At 71.5% G+C, this 19,176-nt stretch carries 18 protein-coding genes; 12 read left to right on the top strand and 6 right to left on the bottom strand.

Features of this window, described 5'->3' with window-relative positions; translation table 11 throughout:
• Positions 1–549: CAP domain-containing protein (locus tag CR470_RS23880; protein WP_143663866.1), on the top strand; the 549-nt coding region annotated here is incomplete at its 5' end.
• A 44-nt stretch (positions 550–593) separates the two neighbouring features.
• A complete protein-coding gene (locus CR470_RS23885) occupies positions 594–1,055 on the top strand; it encodes a GNAT family N-acetyltransferase (protein ID WP_179892361.1) in 462 nt (153 codons plus the stop codon).
• Between the two features lie 43 nt (positions 1,056–1,098).
• Here CR470_RS23885 and CR470_RS23890 read toward each other — a convergent pair whose 3' ends face one another.
• Positions 1,099–1,590 carry a GNAT family N-acetyltransferase gene (locus CR470_RS23890; RefSeq protein WP_097869598.1) on the bottom strand — a complete coding sequence of 164 codons (492 nt, stop codon included), beginning with the start codon at positions 1,588–1,590 and terminating at the stop codon, positions 1,099–1,101.
• Positions 1,591–1,640: 50 nt separating this feature from the next.
• Here CR470_RS23890 and CR470_RS23895 point away from each other — a divergent pair, with 50 nt between their 5' ends.
• Positions 1,641–2,456: an exodeoxyribonuclease III gene (locus CR470_RS23895; protein WP_097869599.1), complete on the top strand. Its 816-nt coding sequence runs from the start codon at positions 1,641–1,643 to the stop codon at positions 2,454–2,456.
• 20 nt (positions 2,457–2,476) lie between these two features.
• Here the strand turns inward: CR470_RS23895 and CR470_RS23900 are convergent, their stop codons facing one another.
• Positions 2,477–3,118, bottom strand: a complete 642-nt coding sequence (locus tag CR470_RS23900) for a MerR family transcriptional regulator (protein WP_097869614.1) — start codon at positions 3,116–3,118, stop codon at positions 2,477–2,479.
• Positions 3,119–3,286: 168 nt separating this feature from the next.
• On the opposite strand from CR470_RS23900, the gene CR470_RS23905 reads away from it, so the two are divergent.
• The 6 genes from CR470_RS23905 (at position 3,287) to CR470_RS23930 (ending at position 8,847) form a co-directional block, all read left to right on the top strand.
• Complete coding sequence (locus CR470_RS23905) at positions 3,287–4,888, top strand: flavin-containing monooxygenase (protein WP_097869600.1); 1,602 nt, start codon at positions 3,287–3,289, stop codon at positions 4,886–4,888.
• A complete protein-coding gene (locus tag CR470_RS23910; RefSeq protein WP_097869601.1) occupies positions 4,885–5,838 on the top strand; it encodes an alpha/beta fold hydrolase in 954 nt (317 codons plus the stop codon). Before CR470_RS23905 ends, CR470_RS23910 begins: the two co-directional genes overlap by 4 nt.
• On the top strand, positions 5,835–6,728 hold the full coding sequence (locus CR470_RS23915; RefSeq protein WP_097869602.1) for an SDR family oxidoreductase: 894 nt from the start codon (positions 5,835–5,837) through the stop codon (positions 6,726–6,728). The genes CR470_RS23910 and CR470_RS23915 overlap by 4 nt, the downstream gene beginning before the upstream one ends.
• 100 nt (positions 6,729–6,828) lie before the next feature.
• Entirely contained in the window at positions 6,829–7,023 is a 195-nt protein-coding gene (locus CR470_RS23920; protein WP_097869603.1) for a hypothetical protein, read from the top strand.
• Positions 7,024–7,328: 305 nt separating this feature from the next.
• Complete coding sequence (locus CR470_RS23925) at positions 7,329–7,928, top strand: cysteine hydrolase family protein (RefSeq protein ID WP_097869604.1); 600 nt, start codon at positions 7,329–7,331, stop codon at positions 7,926–7,928.
• Positions 7,929–7,938: 10 nt separating this feature from the next.
• Positions 7,939–8,847: a GlxA family transcriptional regulator gene (locus tag CR470_RS23930; RefSeq protein WP_097869605.1), complete on the top strand. Its 909-nt coding sequence runs from the start codon at positions 7,939–7,941 to the stop codon at positions 8,845–8,847.
• Positions 8,848–8,858: 11 nt separating this feature from the next.
• Here the strand turns inward: CR470_RS23930 and CR470_RS23935 are convergent, their stop codons facing one another.
• Positions 8,859–12,260 (bottom strand): S41 family peptidase, encoded by a 3,402-nt coding sequence (locus tag CR470_RS23935; protein WP_097869606.1) that lies wholly within the window; start codon positions 12,258–12,260, stop codon positions 8,859–8,861.
• Positions 12,261–12,465: 205 nt separating this feature from the next.
• On the opposite strand from CR470_RS23935, the gene CR470_RS23940 reads away from it, so the two are divergent.
• Positions 12,466–13,038 carry a TetR/AcrR family transcriptional regulator gene (locus CR470_RS23940; protein WP_097869607.1) on the top strand — a complete coding sequence of 191 codons (573 nt, stop codon included), beginning with the start codon at positions 12,466–12,468 and terminating at the stop codon, positions 13,036–13,038.
• 121 nt (positions 13,039–13,159) lie between these two features.
• Positions 13,160–15,379 (top strand): MMPL family transporter, encoded by a 2,220-nt coding sequence (locus tag CR470_RS23945; protein WP_097869608.1) that lies wholly within the window; start codon positions 13,160–13,162, stop codon positions 15,377–15,379.
• Positions 15,380–15,584: 205 nt separating this feature from the next.
• Here CR470_RS23945 and CR470_RS23950 read toward each other — a convergent pair whose 3' ends face one another.
• The 3 genes from CR470_RS23950 to CR470_RS23960 are packed head-to-tail and all read right to left on the bottom strand — an operon-like array spanning position 15,585 to position 18,071.
• The gene (locus CR470_RS23950; protein WP_097869609.1) at positions 15,585–16,376 is read right to left on the bottom strand and encodes an ABC transporter permease; all 792 of its coding nucleotides are present in this window, start codon (positions 16,374–16,376) and stop codon (positions 15,585–15,587) included.
• Positions 16,373–17,359 (bottom strand): ATP-binding cassette domain-containing protein, encoded by a 987-nt coding sequence (locus tag CR470_RS23955; RefSeq protein ID WP_097869610.1) that lies wholly within the window; start codon positions 17,357–17,359, stop codon positions 16,373–16,375. Before CR470_RS23955 ends, CR470_RS23950 begins: the two co-directional genes overlap by 4 nt.
• Before the next feature lie 46 nt (positions 17,360–17,405).
• Entirely contained in the window at positions 17,406–18,071 is a 666-nt protein-coding gene (locus CR470_RS23960) for a DUF4097 family beta strand repeat-containing protein (protein WP_097869611.1), read from the bottom strand.
• Between the two features lie 223 nt (positions 18,072–18,294).
• On the opposite strand from CR470_RS23960, the gene CR470_RS23965 reads away from it, so the two are divergent.
• Positions 18,295–19,110: a MarR family transcriptional regulator gene (locus CR470_RS23965; RefSeq protein ID WP_097869612.1), complete on the top strand. Its 816-nt coding sequence runs from the start codon at positions 18,295–18,297 to the stop codon at positions 19,108–19,110.
• Positions 19,111–19,176: the final 66 nt, after the last annotated feature.

A 19,176-nucleotide genomic window follows, 5' to 3' on the forward strand; every position in this document is an offset into this window, starting at 1 on the left:
ACGTACAGCCCCTCGCCCCCGCCGCCCGCGGCCGCACCCGCCGAGCCGCTCCCCACCCCCTCCACGCCCGCCTCGGTCTCGCCCTCGCCGAGCCGTACCGCCGTCTCCCGGCCGCCCTCCGCCACTCCGTCGCGCACCGCCCCGGCCGAGCCCGCCGAGCCGCGCCCCCGCCCGGAAGCCGGTGTGGTCACCCGGGTCAACACCCTGCGCGCCGCGAACGGCTGCCCGGAGCTGGAGACCGACCCCCGGCTGACCGAGGTGGCCCAGCGGCACTCCGAGGACATGGCCGCGCGGAACTACTTCGACCACACCGACTCCTCGGGCCGGGGCGCGGGCGACCGGGTCGACGCCACGGGCTACGACTGGTCGGCCGTCGGGGAGACCATCGCGACCGGCATGAGCGATCCGGCCGCGGTCGTCGAGGAGTGGCGCAACAGCCCGGGCCGCGACGACGACATCTTCAACTGCGCATTCGTCCACGTGGGCGTGGGCATCGCCGACTCCCCGCGCGGCCCCTACTGGACCCAGGTGCTGGCCACCCCGCGCTGAGCGGCGGGGCCGGTTGTCAGTGGCGGGTGCCAGACTCGGCCGGTATGGAGAACAACGTGCTTCTCAGGGATGTCGAACCAGCGGACCTGGAGATCTTTCTCGCGTACGAACACGATCCGGAGGCGGTCCGGAGATCGCGCTTCGTCCCCCGGGAACGGGAGGCGTTCCTGGCGCACTGGACGTCGAAGGTGTTGGGGGACCCCGCCAACCTCGTGCAGACGGTCGTCGTGGACGGCGGGACGGCGGGGAACATCGTGGCCTGGTGGGAGGGGGATCGGCGCTACATCGGCTATTGGTTCGGCCGTCCGTACTGGGGCCGGGGCATCGGCACCCGGGCGTTGACCGCGTTCCTGGAGCGGGAGACGGTACGCCCGTTGTACGCGGACCCCGTCTCCGGGAACACCGGCTCGATACGGCTGCTGGAGAAGTGCGGGTTCGTGGCGACCGGCACGGTGCGGCACGGGGAGGACGAGCACGTGGTCCTCGTGCTCGGCGGGGGCGCGTGAGCGACCGCCGCGCATGGCGGGCCGGGGCCCCGGGGCGCCCGGGTCAGGCTCCGGGCCGCTGGAGCGGCTTGGCCATGCAGATGCTGCTCTCGTACTCCCGGTAGTGGCCGAACTTCTCGCACACCGTGTAGCCGCTCGACGCGTACAGCGCGATGGCCTCGGGCTGCTGGTCGCCGGTCTCCAGGACCATCCGGACCCGGCCGGCGGCGCGCGCGTCCTCCTCCAGGGCGGCCAGCATCCGCCGGGCCAGGCCCCTGCCGCGCCCCTCGGGTATCACGTACATCCGCTTGATCTCGGCGTCGCCGTCCCAGTAGCCCTCGGCGTTGCGGTCCTGGGTCCGCCAGCCGCCGGTCGCCACCGGGCGGTCCAGCTCGTCGTAGGCGAGCAGGTACAGGCCGCGTGGCGGAAGGAACATCGAGGGGTCGAGCGGTGTGAGATCGCCCCCATCGCCGTAGCGCTCGTCGTATTCGAGTTGCACCTGGTCGTTGAGTTTGACGGCGTCGGGGTGATCGAAAGGACGAGTATGAATAATCATGCTATATATCGTACATCTATGCGTAGGGGTGGAGTGGGTACTGTTTCGGGATGCTCACAGTGACCTCCGTGAATGTTAATGGGCTCCGCGCCGCCGCCAAGAAGGGCTTCGTCGAGTGGCTGGCAGGGACCGACGCCGATGTGGTCTGCCTCCAGGAAGTGCGGGCCGAGCTCGCCCAGCTGCCCGAAGGGGTGGGTACCCCCGAAGGGTGGCACACCGTCCACGCGCCCGCCGCCGCCAAGGGCCGCGCCGGCGTCGCGCTCTACTCGCGGCAGGCCCCCGAGCGGGTCCAGACCGGCTTCGGTGGCTTCGGGGTCCCCGGGGCGGAGGAGTTCGACACGAGCGGCCGGTATGTGGAGATCGACCTCCCCGGTGTCACCGTCGCGAGCCTGTACCTGCCCTCCGGCGAGGTCGGCACCGAGCGTCAGGACGAGAAGGAGCGCTTCATGGCCGCCTTCCTGCCCTACCTCCAGGGGCTGAAGGCGCGGGCCGCGGCGGACGGCCGCGAGGTCGTGGTGTGCGGCGACTGGAACATCGCCCACCAGGAGGCGGACCTGAAGAACTGGAAGGCCAACCGCAAGAGTTCCGGCTTCCTCCCCGAGGAGCGCGCGTGGCTGACCCGGGTCCTGGAGGAGGCCGCGTACGTGGACGTCGTGCGGGCGCTGCACCCGGATGTCGAGGGGCCGTACAGCTGGTGGTCGTACCGGGGGCGGGCCTTCGACAACGACAGCGGCTGGCGCATCGACTACCAGATGGCGACCCCGGGTCTGGCCGGGCGCGCGGTGAAGGCCTGGGTGGAGCGGGCGGCCACGCACGGCGAGCGCTGGAGCGACCACGCGCCGGTGACGGTCGTCTACGAGCGGTAGCGTCCGGGCATCCGCGGGCGTTACGCCTTCGGGGGCTGTGTGCCGTCCTCGCGGCGCAGCCTCCGGTCGAGGGCCATCGACAGTTCGGCGTCCACCACCGCGCGGGCCAGCGGGCGGAGTTGGGCCGGTTCGGTCTCCTTGGTGTGGGCGTGCAGTACGCGGACGAAGATCTCGGCGAGCGCGTCCGCGTGCTCGCGGACGCGGCGGCCCGAGGAGAGCACCGTGGACAGCGGCACCCCTTCCCGTACGAGCTCGGCCGAGACCTCCAGGAGGCGGCGGCTGATGTGCACGATCTCGTCCCCGTCGGTGGCGAGATAGCCCAGGTCCAGTGCGGTGGCGAGGTTCTCGGGCGTGACCTCGCCCTCGAAGTAGTCCGCGAGCTGCTCCGGGGTGAGCCGGACCGGGGTCTCCTCGGTCGGTTCGCCCAGGCCCAGCACCTCCGCGACGTCGCGGCCGCTCTCGAAGGTGGCCGCGAGGTCGGCGATGCCGTTGAGGGTGTGGCCGCGCTCCAGCAGGCCCGTGATGGTCCGCAGCCGGGCCAGGTGATGGTCGTCGTACCAGGCGATGCGACCCTCGCGGCGAGGCGGCGGGATCAGACCGCGCTCCCGGTAGAAGCGCAGGGTCCGCACGGTGATCCCGGCCTCCTCGGCCAGCTCCTCCATGCGGTATTCGCGGTGCTCGCGTCTTTCGGCCACAGGGGCACCCTATGTTGTACCGCCGGTAACTTTCCTCGGTCTGCCCCCTACCCATCAGTACGCTCCTGCTCTACTCTCCGAACAATGCCAGTGATTGCTGGCAGAGTCGTGTGACGTACCGCGGGAGGCGGCAGCATGGCCCAGCAGGAGCACGTACGTGTGGCGGTGATCGGAACCGGATTCGGGGGCCTGGGGGCCGCCGTACGGCTGCGCCGCGAAGGCATCACCGATTTCGTCGTCCTGGAGCGGGCCGGCTCGGTGGGCGGCACCTGGCGCGACAACAGCTATCCCGGCTGCGCCTGCGACGTACCGTCCCACCTCTACTCGTTCTCGTTCGCCCCCAACCCCGACTGGCCGCGCACCTTCTCCGGGCAGAAGCACATCCGGGCCTACCTGGAGCGTGTCGCCGACAGTTTCGGGCTCCGCCCGCACATCAGGCTGAACCACGAGGTGAAGCTGATGACCTGGGACAAGGAGAACCTGTACTGGGTGATCGAGTCCGCCGACGGGGCCGTGCTCCACGCGGATGTCGTCGTCTCCGCCACCGGGCCGCTCTCCGACCCGAAGATGCCCGACATACCGGGGCTCGACTCCTTCCCCGGCAAGGTCTTCCACTCCGCGCGCTGGGACCACGACTACGAATTGGCCGGCAAGCGCGTCGCGATGGTCGGAACGGGCGCGTCCGCGATCCAGATCGTCCCGGCGATACAGCCGAGGACCGCGAAGCTCACGCTCTTCCAGCGCACCCCGCCCTGGGTCATGCCGCGCGTGGACCGCACGATCAGCAAGGCCGAGCGGGCACTGCACCGGGCCGTCCCCGTCACCGGCACGGCGCGCCGCGGACTGCTGTGGGGCATCAGGGAGTTGCAGGTCAGCGCCTTCACCAAGCACCCCGATCAGCTGGGCCTGGTGGAGAAGATCGCCAAGTCCAACATGGCGCGGGCGGTCAAGGACCCGGCCCTGCGGGCCAAACTGACCCCGGACTACCGCATCGGCTGCAAGCGGATCCTGCTCTCCAGCACCTACTATCCGGCCCTCGCCCAGCCCAATGTGGACGTCGTCGCCTCCGGGCTCAGTGAGATTCGCGGCAACACGGTGGTCGCCGCCGACGGGAGCGAGGCGGAGGTCGACGCGATCATCTTCGGCACCGGCTTCCATGTGACGGACATGCCGATCGCCGAGCGGGTCGTCGGCGAGGACGGCATCACACTCGCCGAGTCCTGGAAGGACGGGATGAACTCGCTGCGCGGCGCGACCGCCGCCGGGTTCCCCAACTGGATGACGATCATCGGCCCCAACACCGGGCTCGGCAACTCCTCCATGATCCTGATGATCGAGTCCCAGCTGAACTACATGGCCGATTACCTGCGGCAGTTGAACGTGCTGGGCGGACGCGCCGCCCTCGGCGCCCGCTCCGCGGCCGTCACCGCGTGGAACGACCGGGTGCAGCAGCGGATGAAGCGCACGGTGTGGAACACCGGCGGCTGCACCAGCTGGTACCTGGACGAGGCGGGCCGCAACACCACCGTCTGGCCCGGCACCACGGGCGAGTTCCGGCGGCAGACGCGTTCGGTGGACCTCGCGGAGTACGACGTCATCCGGGCCGGCGCGGCGGGCGGTGAGCGGCGGGCATCCGGGACCGGACGGGTACCGGAGCAGCCCGGCCGCACCGATCGGGAGACCGTGACCGCCGCAGGGTCCGCGGGAGCGTCCGTCGCCGAGGAGGCCGCGCGATGAGCCGCCTCCCGTACCGCGACACCGTACCGCCGGTGCCCGCGGCCGAGTTGACCGCGCGCTCCGCCGACGGCTCGCGGATCCACGTCGAACTGCACGGCCCCGAAGACGCCCCGGCGGTGGTCCTGGCCCACGGCTGGACCTGCAACACCCGTTTCTGGGACGCCCAGATCCGCGACCTGGCCGCCGACCACCGGGTCATCGCCTACGACCAGCGCGGACACGGGCTCACCCCCGAACCGGGGCCCGGCGGCTACAGCACGGACGCCCTGGCCGACGACCTCGAAGCGGTCCTCGCCGCGACGCTCGCCCCGGGCCGCGGGGCGGTGCTCGCCGGGCATTCCATGGGCGGGATGACGGTGATGGCCGCCGCCTCGCGCCCCGGACTGCGCGAGCACGCCGCCGCCGTGCTGCTCTGTTCCACCGGCAGTACGCGGCTGGCCGCCGAGGCCCGTGTCCTGCCGCTGCGCGCGGGTGCGCTGCGAACCCGGCTCACCACCGCCGTACTGGGTGCGAAAGCGCCGCTCGGGCCGGTCAACCCGGTCTCCAGGAAGGTCCTCAAGTACGCGACCATGGGTGCGGGTTCCGCTCCGGGCCGGGTCGACGCCTGCGCCCGCATCGTGCACGCCTGCCCGCGCCGCGCGAGGGTGGAGTGGGGCCATGTGCTCGCCGAGCTGGACCTCGCGGCGGGCGTGCGCGAGCTGCGGGTGCCGACCGCGGTGATCGCCGGCACGGACGACCGGCTGACCCCGCCGGTCCACGCGCGGGCCATCGCGGCCGCGCTGCCGGTCGGGCTCGGCCTGACCGAGCTGGCGGGCATGGGGCACATGACGCCGGTGGAGGCCCCGGAGGCCGTAACGGCGAAGATCAGGGAGCTGGTCGCCCGGTACGTCACCGACGGGGCGGCCGCCACGGGGAAGGCCGCCACGGCGGAGAAGGAGGATGTCGCATGAGCGGCAAGCGGAGTCTGGAGGGCCAGGTCGTCGTCGTCACCGGCGCGGCCCGGGGTGTGGGCGAGCTGCTGGCCCGCAAGCTGTCGGCACGCGGGGCGACCCTCGCACTGGTCGGACTGGAGCCGGACGAGCTGAAGCACGTCTCCGAGCGGCTGCACGGAGAGAGCGATCACTGGTTCGCCGACGTCACCGACCACGAGGCGATGGCCCGGGTGGCGCGCGAGGTCAAGGAACGCTTCGGCAAGGTCGACGTCGTCGTCGCCAACGCGGGCGTCGCCGCGGGCGGCCCGTTCGCCGACTCCGACCCGGAGGCCTGGCGGCGGGTCATCGAGGTGAACCTCATCGGCGGAGCGGTCACCGGGCGGGCCTTCCTGCCGGTGCTGATGGAGAGCCGCGGCTACTTCCTCCAGATAGCGTCGCTGGCCGCGATCACCCCGGCCCCGATGATGACCGCGTACTGCGCGTCCAAGTCGGGCGTCGAGGCCTTCGCGCACAGCCTGCGCGCCGAGGTCGGCTACAAGGGCGTCAAGGTCGGCGTCGGCTACCTCTCCTGGACCGACACCGACATGGTCCGCGGCGCGGACCGCGACGACGTGATGCGCGAGCTGCGCCGGCGGCTGCCGTGGCCGATGAACCGCACGTACCCGCTCGGCCCGGCCGTCGACCGGATCGTGGACGGGATCGCGCGGCGCTCCCCGCACGTGTACGCCCAGTGGTGGCTGCGCGGGATGCAGTCGGTCCGCGGCTGTCTGCCGTCCGTCATCGCGATCGGCGGGCAGCGCGAGATGCGGCGCTTCGAGCCGCGGCTCCACACCGTGTCGAAGGGGCTGGTGGGGGCCGGAGGGGCGGCGGACCAGGACGCGCGCGCGGAGCGTGCTGACCGACCGTAGCGGTACGAAATGCGTGGGATGTCGGGCCGTGCAACGCTGGGCGAGGCCCCGCAGGGGGCCGTCCCCCACGTACCCCACGCATCCCACAGGAGTGAACAGCATGGGTATCGCAGACCAGTTCAAGGACAAGGCGCAGGAGCTCGCCGACCAGGCCAAGCAGAAGGGCGGTCAGGGCAAGGACGAGGCCCGGGACCGGGCCTCCGAGGGCCGTGACCAGGAGTCGGACTCCTCCTCGGGCATGAAGGACCGTGCCCAGGGCGCGGCGGACCAGGCGCGCGAGCGTTTTGACCGTTGACGGTCACTGAGGTGTGACGCGTGCGTGCTGCGGTTCGCGCGTGCGTACGCGTCGCGCAAGGAGGCGCATCCGGGTGACCGGGTGCGCCTCCTTCATGCCTGGGGCCAGCCCCCCGGGAGCCGAAGGCGGCCAAAGACCCGGCGGACCCGGCGTGCCGGCCACCCTCGCCCACACGCCGGACGGTTGCGAACAGTCCCTCCCGGGGCTCGCGTCTCGGGGCTCGGTCACCCCGGTGACCGGATCGGTCCGCTTCGGGACCCGATGCGGTCTGTCGCCGCCCTGCCCGCGCGCCTCAGGCTGGGGGTATGAGCCGAGCACTGATCGTCATCGATGTCCAGGAATCCTTCCGCGCCCACCCCCTGTGGGAGACCACCTCCGATCCGAAGATCGCCGACCAGGTGAACCGCTTGGTCCGGCTCTTCCGTCGGGCCGGGGACCAGGTGGTGTGGGTACTGCATTCCGAGCCCGGCACCGGCGATGTCTTCGACCCGGTCCTCGGCCACGTCCGGCTGATGGAGGAGCTGGAGCGGGCGGAGGGGGAGGTGCTGGTCCACAAGACCTCGCACAACGCCTTCACCACCACCAACCTGCAGCAACTCCTCACCGAGCGTGGTATCCGCGACCTCACCGTCTGCGGCATCCGCACCGAGCAGTGCGTGGAGACCACCGCGCGCGTCGCGAGCGACCTCGGCCACCGGGTCACCGTCGCCATCGACGCGACCGCGACCCATCCCATCCCGCATCGTGACGCTCCCGCCGGCCGGAGCGTCGCCGAACTGCTGGCCGACCCCCGCACGCTGCCTGCCGAAGAGGTCATCAGGCGCACCGAGTACGCCCTCGCCGGACGCTTCGCCACCATCGAGACGGTCGACCGGCTGGAGGCCGCCGCAGCACTTCGGGCATGATGACCGGATCGTGAGCCACGTCGTCTTCTTCCTGGTGCCCGGAGTCCACCTGCTGGACCTGGCCGGCCCCGCGCAGGTCTTCTCCACCGCCGCCGCCTTCGGCCACCCCTACACGCTCGCGTACGTCGCCGAGCAGCCACAGGTTCCCACCGCCCAGGGGCTGCCTCTGGTGGCCGGGCTCGACTGGCCCCGGATCGGGCCCGGGGATCTGATCGTGGTGCCCGGCTGGCGGACGGGCACCCCGGCCGACGTCCCCGCGATCGGCCCCGCACCCCTGCGGGCCCTCCGGGAGCACCACGCCGGCGGCGGAACGGTGGCCAGCGTGTGCGCCGGGGCCGAGGCGCTCGGGCAGGCCGGCCTGCTCGACGGCCGCCGCTGCACCACCCACCACGACGTGCAGGACGGGCTGGCTCTGCGCCACCCCGGGGCGGTGGTCGTCCGGGACGTCCTGTTCACCGTCGACGACCGGGTGGTCACCTCGGCCGGCATCGCCAGCGGCATCGATCTGGCGCTGCATCTGGTCGCGACCCGGCACGGCCCGGCCGCCGCCGCCCGGGTGGCCCGGGAGATGGTCGTCTACGCCCGCCGCAACGGCCATGAACCGCAGTCCAGCGCGATGCTCCGGCACCGCTCCCACCTCGACGACACCGTGCACCGCGCCCAGAACCTCATCGACGCCCGCTTCGACCGGCCGCTGCCCCTGCCCGCCCTGGCCTCGGCCGTCGGCGTGAGCGAGCGCACCCTCACCCGCCTCTTCGGCCGCGCCACCGGGCTCACCCCCCTGCGCTACCAGCAGGCCCTCCGACTCGAACGCGCCGAGCACCTCATCAGCCACGGCGCGACGATCGACGGCGCCGCCCGCTCGGTCGGCTTCGAGGACCCGCGTATGCTGCGCCGCCTCCGCGCCCGCACGGCCTGACCGAGCGCGCCCTACCGCGGCGGCAGCGGCGGCCGCCGCAGGTCCGGGGCCGTTTCGTACGACGGCGGCGTCGCCGCCGGGTGCGCGGCCAGCAGTTCCAGGGCCAGGCGGACCGCGTCGTCGAGCACGGCGTACCGGCCCTCCGCCCAGTCCAGCGGGGTGCGCAGGGCCTCCACGTCCGGTTCCACCCCGTGGTTCTCCACCGACCAACCGTACGTGTCGAACCAGGCCGCGTTCATCGGCACCGTGATCACCGTGCCGTCGCCCAGGCGGTGGCGGCCGGTCATGCCGACCACCCCGCCCCAGGTGCGCTGGCCCACCACCGGGCCCAGCTTCAGCAGCCGGAACGCGGCGGTGATCATGTCGCCGTCGGAGGAGGTCGCCTCGTCGGCCAGGGCGACCACCGGGCCGCGCGGCGCGTTGGAGGCGTAGCTCACCGCCTGGGCGTTGCGGGTCAGGTCCCAGCCGAGGATCTTGCGGGTGAGGTTCTCCACGACCAACTCGCTGATGTGGCCGCCCGCGTTGCCCCGGACGTCCACGATCAGGGCGGGGCGGGAGACTTCGAGACGCAGATCGCGGTTGAACTGGGCCCAGCCCGAGCCGCCCATGTCCGGGATGTGCAGGTAGCCGCACTTGCCGCCGCTCAGCTCCCGTACGACGTCACGGCGTTTGGCCACCCAGTCCTGGTAGCGCAGGGGGCGTTCGTCGACCAGGGGCATGATCGCCACCCGGCGGGAGGGGCCGCCGCCCGCCGGGGAGAAGGTCAGTTCCACCGTCGTGCCGCCCGCCGCCGTCAGCAAGGGGTACGGGCCGGCGACCGGGTCCACCGGGCGGCCGTCGACATGGGTCAGCACCGCGCCCTCCCGGATTCCCGTGCCCGCCAGCGGCGAACGCGCCTTGGAGTCCGAGGAGTCGCCGGGCAGGATGCGCTGGACGGTCCAGGCGCCGTCCCGGCAGACCAGGTTGGCGCCGAGGAGGCCGATCGCGCGCTGGTAGTGCGGCGGGCCCTCGTTGCGGCGGGCGGGGGAGACGTACGCGTGCGAGGTGCCCAGCTCGCCCAGCACCTCGCGCAGCAGGTCCGCGAACTCGTCGGGGGAGGCGACCCGTTCGACCAAGGGGCGGTACTGGTCCAGCACCCCGTCCCAGTCGATGCCGCACATGTCCGGCTCCCAGAAGTAGGAGCGGATGATCCTGCCCGCCTCGCCGTATGCCTGCCGCCACTCCGCCCCCGGGTCGACCTCGTGCAGGATGCGGCGCAGGTCCAGAAAGACCGTGGAGTCCGTGTCGCCGGGCTCGGCGGCGGGTACGGCGCGGAGTTCGCCGTCGTCCATCACGACCAGGCGGGACGCGTCGCCGCTCACCGCGAACCAGTCGAGGTGGTCGACCAGTTCGGTCCTGCGGGCCTTCGCGATGTTGAAGTGCTCCAGGGTGGGCCGCCCCGACATGTCGGCCGGGTTGGCGAACGTCTCGCCCAGCGCCCCCGAGATCGGCCAGCGCAGCCAGACGAGACCGCCGCCGCTCACGGGGGCGAGGGCCGAGTACTTGGAGGCGGAGACCGGGAACGGGGTCACCCGGCTCTCCAGGCCCTCGAACTCCACCATCACCGTCGACCCCTCCGGCGTACCCCCGTCCGGTACGTCCACCGGGTCCAGGCCGCCCGCCGCCGGACGGCCGTCGGGCGAGAGGGCGAAGGGGGACGGGGTGGCCGAGGAGAGCGGGACCAGGTACGGGCGGCAGCCGAGCGGGAAGGACAGGTCGCCGGTGTGGACGTCGTACACGGGGTCGAAGCCCCGCCAGGACAGGAACGCCAGATAGCGGCCGTCCTCCGTGAAGACCGGGTTCTCGTCCTCGAAGCGGCCGTTGGTGACGTCGACGATCACCGGGGCGCCGGGGCCGGAGATCCGGGCCAGCTTGATCTGCCGCAGCGAGCGGCCGATGCCCGGGTGCGACCAGGTCAGCCAGTCGCCGTCGGGGGAGAAGGCCAGATCGCGGACCGGGCCGTTGACCGAGCGGATCAGCTCGGTGAGCCCGGGGTGCTCGTCGACCGGCGCCGCGCTGTCCGGGGCCGCCGCGCCGGTGGCCGTGTGGAGGTCGGCGCGGGTCGAGCCGCTGGGCGCCTTCTCCTCGGTTTCCCGGGCTTCCGTTTCCTGGACTTCCGCCTCCGGCTCCCCCGTGTCCAGGAGCAGCAGGCGGCCGTCGTTCGACGCGATGGCGAGGCGCTCGCCTTCCGGGTCGGAGATCATCTCGTGGACCCGGCCCAGCTGCCCGGAGGCCAGCCTGCGCGCGGGGCGGTCGCCGCTGGCCCGCGGCAGGTAGGCGATCTCGACCGCGTCGGGGCCGTCCGCGTCGGTGACGTACGCGACCTGACCGCCGCTGCCGAGCATCTCCGGTAGCCGCACCCGGACGCCCGGGGTGTCGGCGATGGTGCGGGCGGGGCCGTCGCGGTGGGTGAGCCAGTAGAGGCTGCCGCGTACGGTGACGGCGCTGGCCCGGCCCGTCTCGTCGACGGAGAGGGAGTCGACGTTGCTGGCGGCGGGCACCTGGTGGACGCGCCGGCCGGTGCGCGGGCCTCCGAGGCGCACATCCAGCTTGCGCGGGGTGGCGTCGGGCGACGAGAGGTCCTCGACCAGCCACAGTTCGCCCGCGCACTGGTAGATCACCCGGTGGCCGTCGCTCGCGGCGTTGCGGGCGTAGAAGGCGTCGTGGTCGGTGTGCCGGCGCAGGTCGGTGCCGTCCATCAGGCAGGAGTAGAGGTTGCCGACGCCCTCGTGGTCGGAGAGGAACGCGATGCGGCGGCCGACGAACATCGGGTTGGCGAGATGGCCGCCGATGTCCGGGAGCAGTCGTTCGCCGTGCAGCCACAGGCGGCCCGTGGCCCCGCCCCGGTAGCGCTTCCAGGCGGCCGGTTCGTGCGGGGGCGTGCCGGTGAGCAGCAGGGTGCGGCGCTCGCCGTCGATGTCGGCGACCGCGATGTCGGAGACGGGGCCCCAGGGAAGCCTGCCGCCGGGGCCGCCGTCGGTGGGGACGCTGTAGGCCCAGGAGAAGTACGAGAACGGCTGGTTGTGCGAGGACACGGCGAGGATCTGGCAGGCCTCGCCCGGATCGGGGCTCCAGCCGCAGACCCGGGCGTCCGTCGAGCCCCAGTGGGTGAGCCGGCGGGCCGGGCCGCCGTCCACCGGGGCCAGGTGGATCTCGGGGTCCAGGGTGCGCCAGGTCGTGTAGGCGATGGAGGAGCCGTCGGGCGAGAAGCGGGGATGGCTGACCCGGGTCCGGTCGGCGGTCACCCGCCAGGCCCGTCCGGGGCGGTGCCCGGCGGGAGCGAGGGGCGCGACCCAGAGGTCGTCCTCGGCCGCGAAGCACAGCAAGTCCTGGTGAAGGTGCGGGAAACGGAGATACGCGACGTCGTCACTCACCCCCCAATGTTTTCGGTGCGCGGGGCCCGGGGCAACTTGTGGTGCAGAACACAAGCGAAACGATTTCGTTTCGCTGGACCGTGTGCGTACGATTCAGGTGTACGAAACGGTTTCGTTCGATGCTGAGCGGGACCGAGCGGGACTGCTGATCGGGGCTGCCGAGCCGGACGCCGGCAGGCAAGGCGCATGCGAAGGAGGTCGGCACATGGCACGCACCAGGCTGACGCCCGAGCGTGAGGGCGAGCTGTACGGCGCCGTCCTCGACCTGCTCCGTGAGGTCGGTTACGACGCCCTGACCATGGACGCCGTCGCCTCCCGCACCCGGTCGAGCAAGGCCACCCTCTACCGCCAGTGGGGCTCCAAGCCCGAGCTGGTCGCGAAGGCGCTGCGGCACAACAAGCCGGGGAGCCTTTCGGACATCGACACCGGCTCGCTGCGCGGGGACTTCCACGCCGCGCTGAGCCGGACCGACGACTGCCAGATGGAGAAGGACGCCGCGCTGATGCGGGGCCTGAGCCATGCCGTCCATGAGTACCCCGACCTGCACCAGGCCCTGCGCGAGCTGCTGATCGAACCGGAGATGACCGGTCTCGCCCAGCTGCTGCAACGGGCGGTGGACCGGGGTGAGCTGCGTTCGGACAATCCGGCGCTGAAGTACATCCCGCACATGCTGGTCGGCGCGCTCGCCGCCCGGCAGCTGATCGAGGACCGCCCTGTCGACCAGGCGTTCCTCGTCGATTACGTGGACTCCGTGGTTCTCCCCGCCCTCGGCGTCTGACGTCCCCGTCCCACCCGCACGGCCCTCTCCCCAACGCTCCACCTGACACGCCGCTCTCGTCGTCGGGCTGGTTCCGCACGCCCGATTTCCACTCATACGACCTGACCGGGAGTACGCCCCCGTGGCCACTTTCCTCTACAAGCTCGGACGGCTCACCTTCCGCCGCCGCCGCTTCGTCGCCCTGATCTGGGTGGCGTTGCTGGCGGTCGCCGGATTCGGTGCGGCCACCGCGTCCACCGCCACCTCCAGCTCCTTCTCGATACCCGGTACGGAGGCGCAGCGCGCCTTCGACCTGCTGGAACAGCGCAACCCCGGCTCCAGCGCCGACGGCGCCACCGCACGGGTCGTCTTCAAGGCGCCCGAGGGCGAGAAGGTGACCGACTCCGCCAACAAGAGCGAGATCACCGGCATCGTCAAGGAGCTGCGGACCGGCTCGGACCAGATCGCCTCGGTCGCCGACCCGTTCGAGCAGCAGGCCGTGAGCCAGAACGGTTCGACGGCGTACATCTCGGTCTCCTACAAGGTCAACTCCATGGAGCTGACCGACAAGACCACGGACGCCCTGAAGGACGCGGGCAAGGACGCACAGGACAGCGGCATGAAGGTGGAGATCGGCGGTGACGCGCTCCAGGTCATGCCGCACACCGGGGCCGCCGAGATCATCGGTGTCGCCATCGCCGCCGTCGTCCTGGTCATCACCTTCGGCTCGCTGATCGCCGCCGGGCTGCCCCTGGTGACCGCCCTCATCGGGGTCGGCATCGGGGTCTCGTCGATCACCGCGCTGGCCAACGTCCTGGATCTCGGCTCGACCACCTCGACCCTCGCCATGATGATCGGTCTCGCGGTCGGCATCGACTACGCCCTGTTCATCGTCTCCCGCTACCGGGCCGAGCTGGCCGAGGGCCGGGAACGCGAGGAGGCCGCGGGGCGGGCCGTCGGCACGGCCGGATCCGCGGTCGTCTTCGCGGGCCTGACCGTGGTCATCGCCCTGGTGGGCCTCGCCGTCGTCAACATCCCGATGCTGACGAAGATGGGCTTCGCCGCCGCTGGAACCGTCGCCATCGCCGTCGTCATCGCCCTCACCCTCGTCCCGGCCCTGCTGGGCTTCGCGGGCAAGCGGATCATGGGCCGCAAGGCACGCAAGGCCGCCGAGGCGGAGCAGAGCCCCGAGGCCAAGCCGAACCTGGGCACCCGCTGGGCGCGGTTCGTGCTGCGCAAGCCGGTCTGGGTCATGCTCGTCGGCGTCCTCGGCCTCGGCGTCATCGCCGTACCGGCCGCCTCGCTGGAGATGGGTCTGCCCGACGACGGCGCCCAGCCGAAGTCGACCACGCAGCGCCAGGCGTACGACATGCTCTCGGACGGCTTCGGCCCCGGGTTCAACGGTCCGCTGATGGTCGTCGTCGACACGAAGAACAGCTCCGACGGCAAGGCAGCCGCCGCGCGGGTCTCCGAGGAGATCGACTCCATCGGTGTCGGCGCCGTCGTTCCGGCCGAGTTCAACAAGGCCGGGGACACCGCGACGATCGTGGTCATCCCGAAGGACCGGCCCTCCTCGGCCGCCACGGAGAACGTCGTCCACTCCATCCGGGACGCGGGTGCGGACATCAAGTCCGACACCGGCGCGGAGGTCCTGGTCACCGGCGCGACCGCGATGAACATCGACTTCTCGCAGAAGATGAACGACGCGCTGCTGCCCTACCTGGCGCTGGTCGTCGGCCTCGCGTTCCTGCTGCTGATGCTGGTCTTCCGCTCGGTCCTCGTCCCGCTGAAGGCGGCCCTGGGCTTCCTGCTCTCGGTGGTCGCGGCCCTCGGTGCGGTCGTCGCGGTGTTCCAGTGGGGCTGGCTCGGCTCGCTCTTCGGCGTCGAGCAGACCGGTCCGATCATGAGCATGATGCCGATCTTCATGGTCGGTGTGGTCTTCGGTCTCGCGATGGATTACGAGGTCTTCCTCGTCACCCGGATGCGGGAGGCGTACGTCCACGGCGAGAGCCCGGGCCAGGCCATCGTCACCGGCTTCAAGCACGGGGCGCGCGTGGTCACGGCCGCGGCGGTGATCATGATGGCGGTCTTCGCCGGCTTCATCGGCTCCAGCGAGCAGATGATCAAGATGATCGGCTTCTCGCTCGCCATCGCCGTCTTCTTCGACGCCTTCGTGGTGCGGATGGCGATCGTGCCCGCCGTCCTGGCCCTGCTCGGCAAGAAGGCCTGGTGGCTGCCGCGCTGGCTGGACCGGGCGCTGCCCAATGTGGACGTGGAGGGCGAGAAGCTGCAGAAGCAGCTGACCGACGAGACCGGCTCCGAGGGCGGTGAAAGCGGCGAGCGCGAGCTCGTACGCGTCTGAGTCGACCCACCCGTGCGGCCGGACGAGGCCCGCGGACTCCGGGGCCGCGTCCTGGCGGAGCGTGGCCCCGGATGCGCCGGTTACCTGTGGGGACGGGGGCCGGGGCACAGTGAAAGCCCCCGTGCGGACAGCACGGGGGCTTTCCTGTTGCGGCGTTCCTCTTGTGGTCGAGGGCGGTCGAGGCGCGGGTGGGGCGCCGCACGCGTCAGCGCGCCGCCGGGTCGCGGAGGAAGAGCGACTTCGACCACAGGTAGCCGAGCGCCACGAGGCCGAGGCTCCAGCCGACGGCCAGCCAGCCGTTGTGGCCGATCTCGGTGCCGAGGAGCAGGCCGCGCAGGGTCTCGATGACGGGGGTGTAGGGCTGGTACTCGGCGATCGGCCGGAACCAGCCGGGCATGGTCTCGGCCGGGATGAAGGCGCTGGAGATGAGCGGGAGGAGGATCAGCGGCTGTGCGCTGTTGGCGGCCGCCTCCGCGTTCGGGCTGGCCATGCCCATCCCGACGGCGATCCAGGTGAGCGCCAGGGCGAAGAGCGTGACCAGTCCGCAGGCGGCCAGCCACTCCAGGGCGGTGGCGTCGGCCGAGCGGAAGCCGATGGCCACGGCCACGGCTCCGACCAGGACCAGGCTGGCGAGGATCTGCAGCACGCTGCCGACGACGTGCCCGGTGATCACGGAGCTGCGGTGGATCGCCATGGTGCGGAAGCGGGCGATGATGCCCTCGGACATGTCGGTGGAGACGGACACCGCGGCCCCGATCACGGTGGAGCCGATGGTCATCATCAGGATGCCCGGGACGATGTAGGCGATGTAGTCGGCGCGGTTCCCGCCGCCGATGCCCGCGCTCATCACATCGCCGAAGATATAGACGAAAAGCAGCAGGAGCATGACAGGCGTGAGGAGCAGGTTCAAGGTGAGGGACGGGTAGCGCCGGGCGTGCAGGAGGTTGCGGCGCAGCATGGTGCTGGTGTCGCGGACGGCGAGGGCGAGGGCGCTCATCGGAGTGTCTCCTTGGGCTGGTTGTCCTGGGCGGGGACGCCGGGGGCGGCGGGCGCGGTGGAGGCGGTGAGGGCGAAGAACACGTCGTCGAGGTCGGGGGTGTGGACGGTGAGTTCGTCGGCTTCGATGCCGGCGGCGTCCAAGTGGTCGAGGATGGAGCGCAGTTCGCGCTGAGTGCCGTCGCTGGGGATGGACAGCGACAGGGACTCGTCGTCGGGGGCTGCCTCGGTCAGGGCGGAGGCGGCGGACCGGTAGGCGTCCGGGTCGGTGAAGCGGAGCTTGACGTGGCCGCCGGGGACGATGCGCTTGAGCTGCTCGGCGGTGCCCTCGGCGGCGATCTTCCCGTTGTTCAGTACGGCGATGCGGTCGGCGAGTTCGTCGGCCTCCTCCAGGTACTGGGTGGTGAGGAAGACGGTGACGCCGTCGGCGACCAGGCCGCGGATGATGCCCCACATGGTGTGGCGGGAGCGCGGGTCGAGGCCGGTGGTCGGTTCGTCGAGGAAGATGATCCGTGGGGAGCCAACCAGGGTCATGGCGATGTCGAGGCGGCGCTTCATGCCGCCGGAGTAGGTGGACGCGGGCTTCTCCGCGGCTTCCACCAGGTCGAAGCGCTCCAGGAGTTCGGCGGCGACCCGGCGTCCTTCGCGCTTGGGCAGGTGGTGCAGGTTGGCCATGAGGAGCATGTTCTCCTCGCCGGTGATCAGTCCGTCGACGGCGGAGAACTGTCCGGTGACGCCGATCGCGGCCCGGATCGCCTGGGCGTCGGTGGTGAGGTCGTGGCCGCCGACGCGGATCTCGCCGGAGCCGGCGCCGGGGGAGATGAGGGTGGAGAGAATCTTGACCGCGGTCGTCTTGCCGGCACCGTTGGGGCCGAGCAGCGCGAAGACCGTGCCTGCGGGGACGGTCAGGTCGATGCCGTCCAGGACGGTCTTGTCGCCGTACGACTTCCGCAGCCCGTTCGCCGCGATGGCCGGATGAGTCATGGTCGTTGCTCCTCGGAGGGTGCGTTCGGGGGGCGTGGGGGGTCGGTCAGAGACTGCGGGCGGCGATGTCGCCGTGGGACGTGGTGGCGCGGATGTCGAGTTCGGCGGTGCCGTTGTTCTTGAGGGCGTTGCTGACGCGACCGTGGGCGGTGCCGGCGTCCAGGGTGGCCGAGACGTCGGCGGCGGCGGTGACCGAGATGTCGCCGGACCGGGTGTGGAGCACGACCGTGCCGCGCGTGGCTTCGGCGATCCGGATGTCGCCCCGGGTGGTGCTGATCTCCGCGGGGCCGCCCAGCCGGCCGATCTCGACGTCGCCCTCGATCGCGGTGAGGCGGAGGCTCGCCGCCTCGTCGATCTTGATCCGGCGGTAGGCGCCGTCGAAGGCGACATCGCCGAGGCGTCCGACGCCCCGGAGTTCGGCGGCGCCCGAGCGAGCCTCGACGTGGGACCCGGCGGGCAGTTGGACGGTCACCTCGACGGAGCCCGAGTCGCCGAGGATCCGGCTTCCGGCCGCCGGGACCGCGATGCGCAGGACGCCGTCGCCGTGGGCGACCTCGATCCGCTCGGCGGCCTTCACGTCCCGGCTCCTGGAGGAGTCGGCGGGCCGGACCTCGACCGTGGCGTCGGCGCGGTCGGCGGCGATGAACTGGATGCGTCCGGCGGGGATGTCGAGGACGGCGGTGACCGGGGCGGTGGTGTCGAACTTCTGCATCGTGCTCTCCTTGCGCTCGTCGTTTCCGATGAAGGAAAAGCTACGTTGCATTCACTGATCGCTCAACAGCTTCGTTGCGAGCGATCATAATTACCGCAGGTCAAAGCCCTGAAATCGTTGCAATGCTGCGCACGCTTAACGCAACGTCAGCGAGCTTTGCGTTGCAATAGATTGAAGGTGAACGCTATAGTGGAGACTCCGTGGACCACGAAGGAGAACCGCGATGCCGGGAGGCAGGCTCACTCAGCAGGAACGTCAGCAGATCGCGCTGGGGCTGGCCGACGGCCTCGCCTACGCGGAGATCGCCAGACGCCTGGACCGTCCTACGTCGACCATCACGCGTGAGGTGATGCGCAACGGCGGCCCCACCGGCTATCGCGCGGATCTGGCTCACCGCGCCACCGAACGCCGCGCGCACCGGCGGAAGCAGGTGGCCCCCCGGGAGTCGCAGACGTCGGCGCAGCCCTACGGGCGCGACGCCGAGGCCGTGCGCGAGTACGAGGAGTTGTTCACCGCCGTCATCACGGGTTCGGGCATGCCTTTGATGATGTCCCGGGTGCTGGCCTGTCTCACCCTCACCGACTCCGGCAGCCTCACCGCGCCCGAACTCGCGCAGCGCCTCCAGGTCAGCCCGGCGTCCATCTCCAAGGCGATCGCGTTCCTCGACAGTCAGGGCATGGTCCGCCGGGAGCGCGACGAGCGCCGCCGCGAGCGCTATATCGTCGATGACGACATCTGGTACCACTCGATGATGGTCAGCGCCCGGTCCACCGCCCGGGTGGTCGAGACCGCACGGCAGGGCGTGGGTGTCCTCGGACCCGGAACTCCGGCCGCCATCCGCGTGGAGAATGTCGCCCGCTTTCTCGATTTCGTCTCCGAGGGCATAGCGCGCGCCGCCGAGCAGGCCCGCGACATCCTCCACGCGACATCGACATCGACATCGACATCGACATCGACATCGGCATCGGACGCGACTCCGGACGTGACCGCGGGGCCGGCCCCGGACGGCCCTGTCGAGCCGGGATCGGGTCGCGGATAGCCGGCCTGCGGCCGGCCTTCCCGGCGGCGCCTCAGCCGCGGGCGGGCTGTGCGCCCTGCTCGGGCC

Origin of the sequence: Streptomyces sp. rh34, assembly GCF_002551245.1 — a bacterium.
Taxonomy (GTDB): Bacteria; Actinomycetota; Actinomycetes; order Streptomycetales; family Streptomycetaceae; genus Streptomyces.

Excerpts from the sequence above, each read along its gene's own strand:
- CR470_RS23885 (WP_179892361.1), top strand. The coding sequence starts at position 594 with ATGGAGAACAACGTGCTTCTCAGGGATGTCGAACCAGCGGACCTGGAG.
- CR470_RS23890 (WP_097869598.1), bottom strand. The coding sequence starts at position 1,590 with ATGATTATTCATACTCGTCCTTTCGATCACCCCGACGCCGTCAAACTC.
- CR470_RS23895 (WP_097869599.1), top strand. The coding sequence starts at position 1,641 with ATGCTCACAGTGACCTCCGTGAATGTTAATGGGCTCCGCGCCGCCGCC.
- CR470_RS23900 (WP_097869614.1), bottom strand. The coding sequence starts at position 3,118 with ATGGAGGAGCTGGCCGAGGAGGCCGGGATCACCGTGCGGACCCTGCGC.
- CR470_RS23905 (WP_097869600.1), top strand. The coding sequence starts at position 3,287 with ATGGCCCAGCAGGAGCACGTACGTGTGGCGGTGATCGGAACCGGATTC.
- CR470_RS23910 (WP_097869601.1), top strand. The coding sequence starts at position 4,885 with ATGAGCCGCCTCCCGTACCGCGACACCGTACCGCCGGTGCCCGCGGCC.
- CR470_RS23915 (WP_097869602.1), top strand. The coding sequence starts at position 5,835 with ATGAGCGGCAAGCGGAGTCTGGAGGGCCAGGTCGTCGTCGTCACCGGC.
- CR470_RS23920 (WP_097869603.1), top strand. The coding sequence starts at position 6,829 with ATGGGTATCGCAGACCAGTTCAAGGACAAGGCGCAGGAGCTCGCCGAC.
- CR470_RS23925 (WP_097869604.1), top strand. The coding sequence starts at position 7,329 with ATGAGCCGAGCACTGATCGTCATCGATGTCCAGGAATCCTTCCGCGCC.
- CR470_RS23940 (WP_097869607.1), top strand. The coding sequence starts at position 12,466 with ATGGCACGCACCAGGCTGACGCCCGAGCGTGAGGGCGAGCTGTACGGC.
- CR470_RS23950 (WP_097869609.1), bottom strand. The coding sequence starts at position 16,376 with ATGAGCGCCCTCGCCCTCGCCGTCCGCGACACCAGCACCATGCTGCGC.
- CR470_RS23955 (WP_097869610.1), bottom strand. The coding sequence starts at position 17,359 with ATGACTCATCCGGCCATCGCGGCGAACGGGCTGCGGAAGTCGTACGGC.
- CR470_RS23960 (WP_097869611.1), bottom strand. The coding sequence starts at position 18,071 with ATGCAGAAGTTCGACACCACCGCCCCGGTCACCGCCGTCCTCGACATC.
- CR470_RS23965 (WP_097869612.1), top strand. The coding sequence starts at position 18,295 with ATGCCGGGAGGCAGGCTCACTCAGCAGGAACGTCAGCAGATCGCGCTG.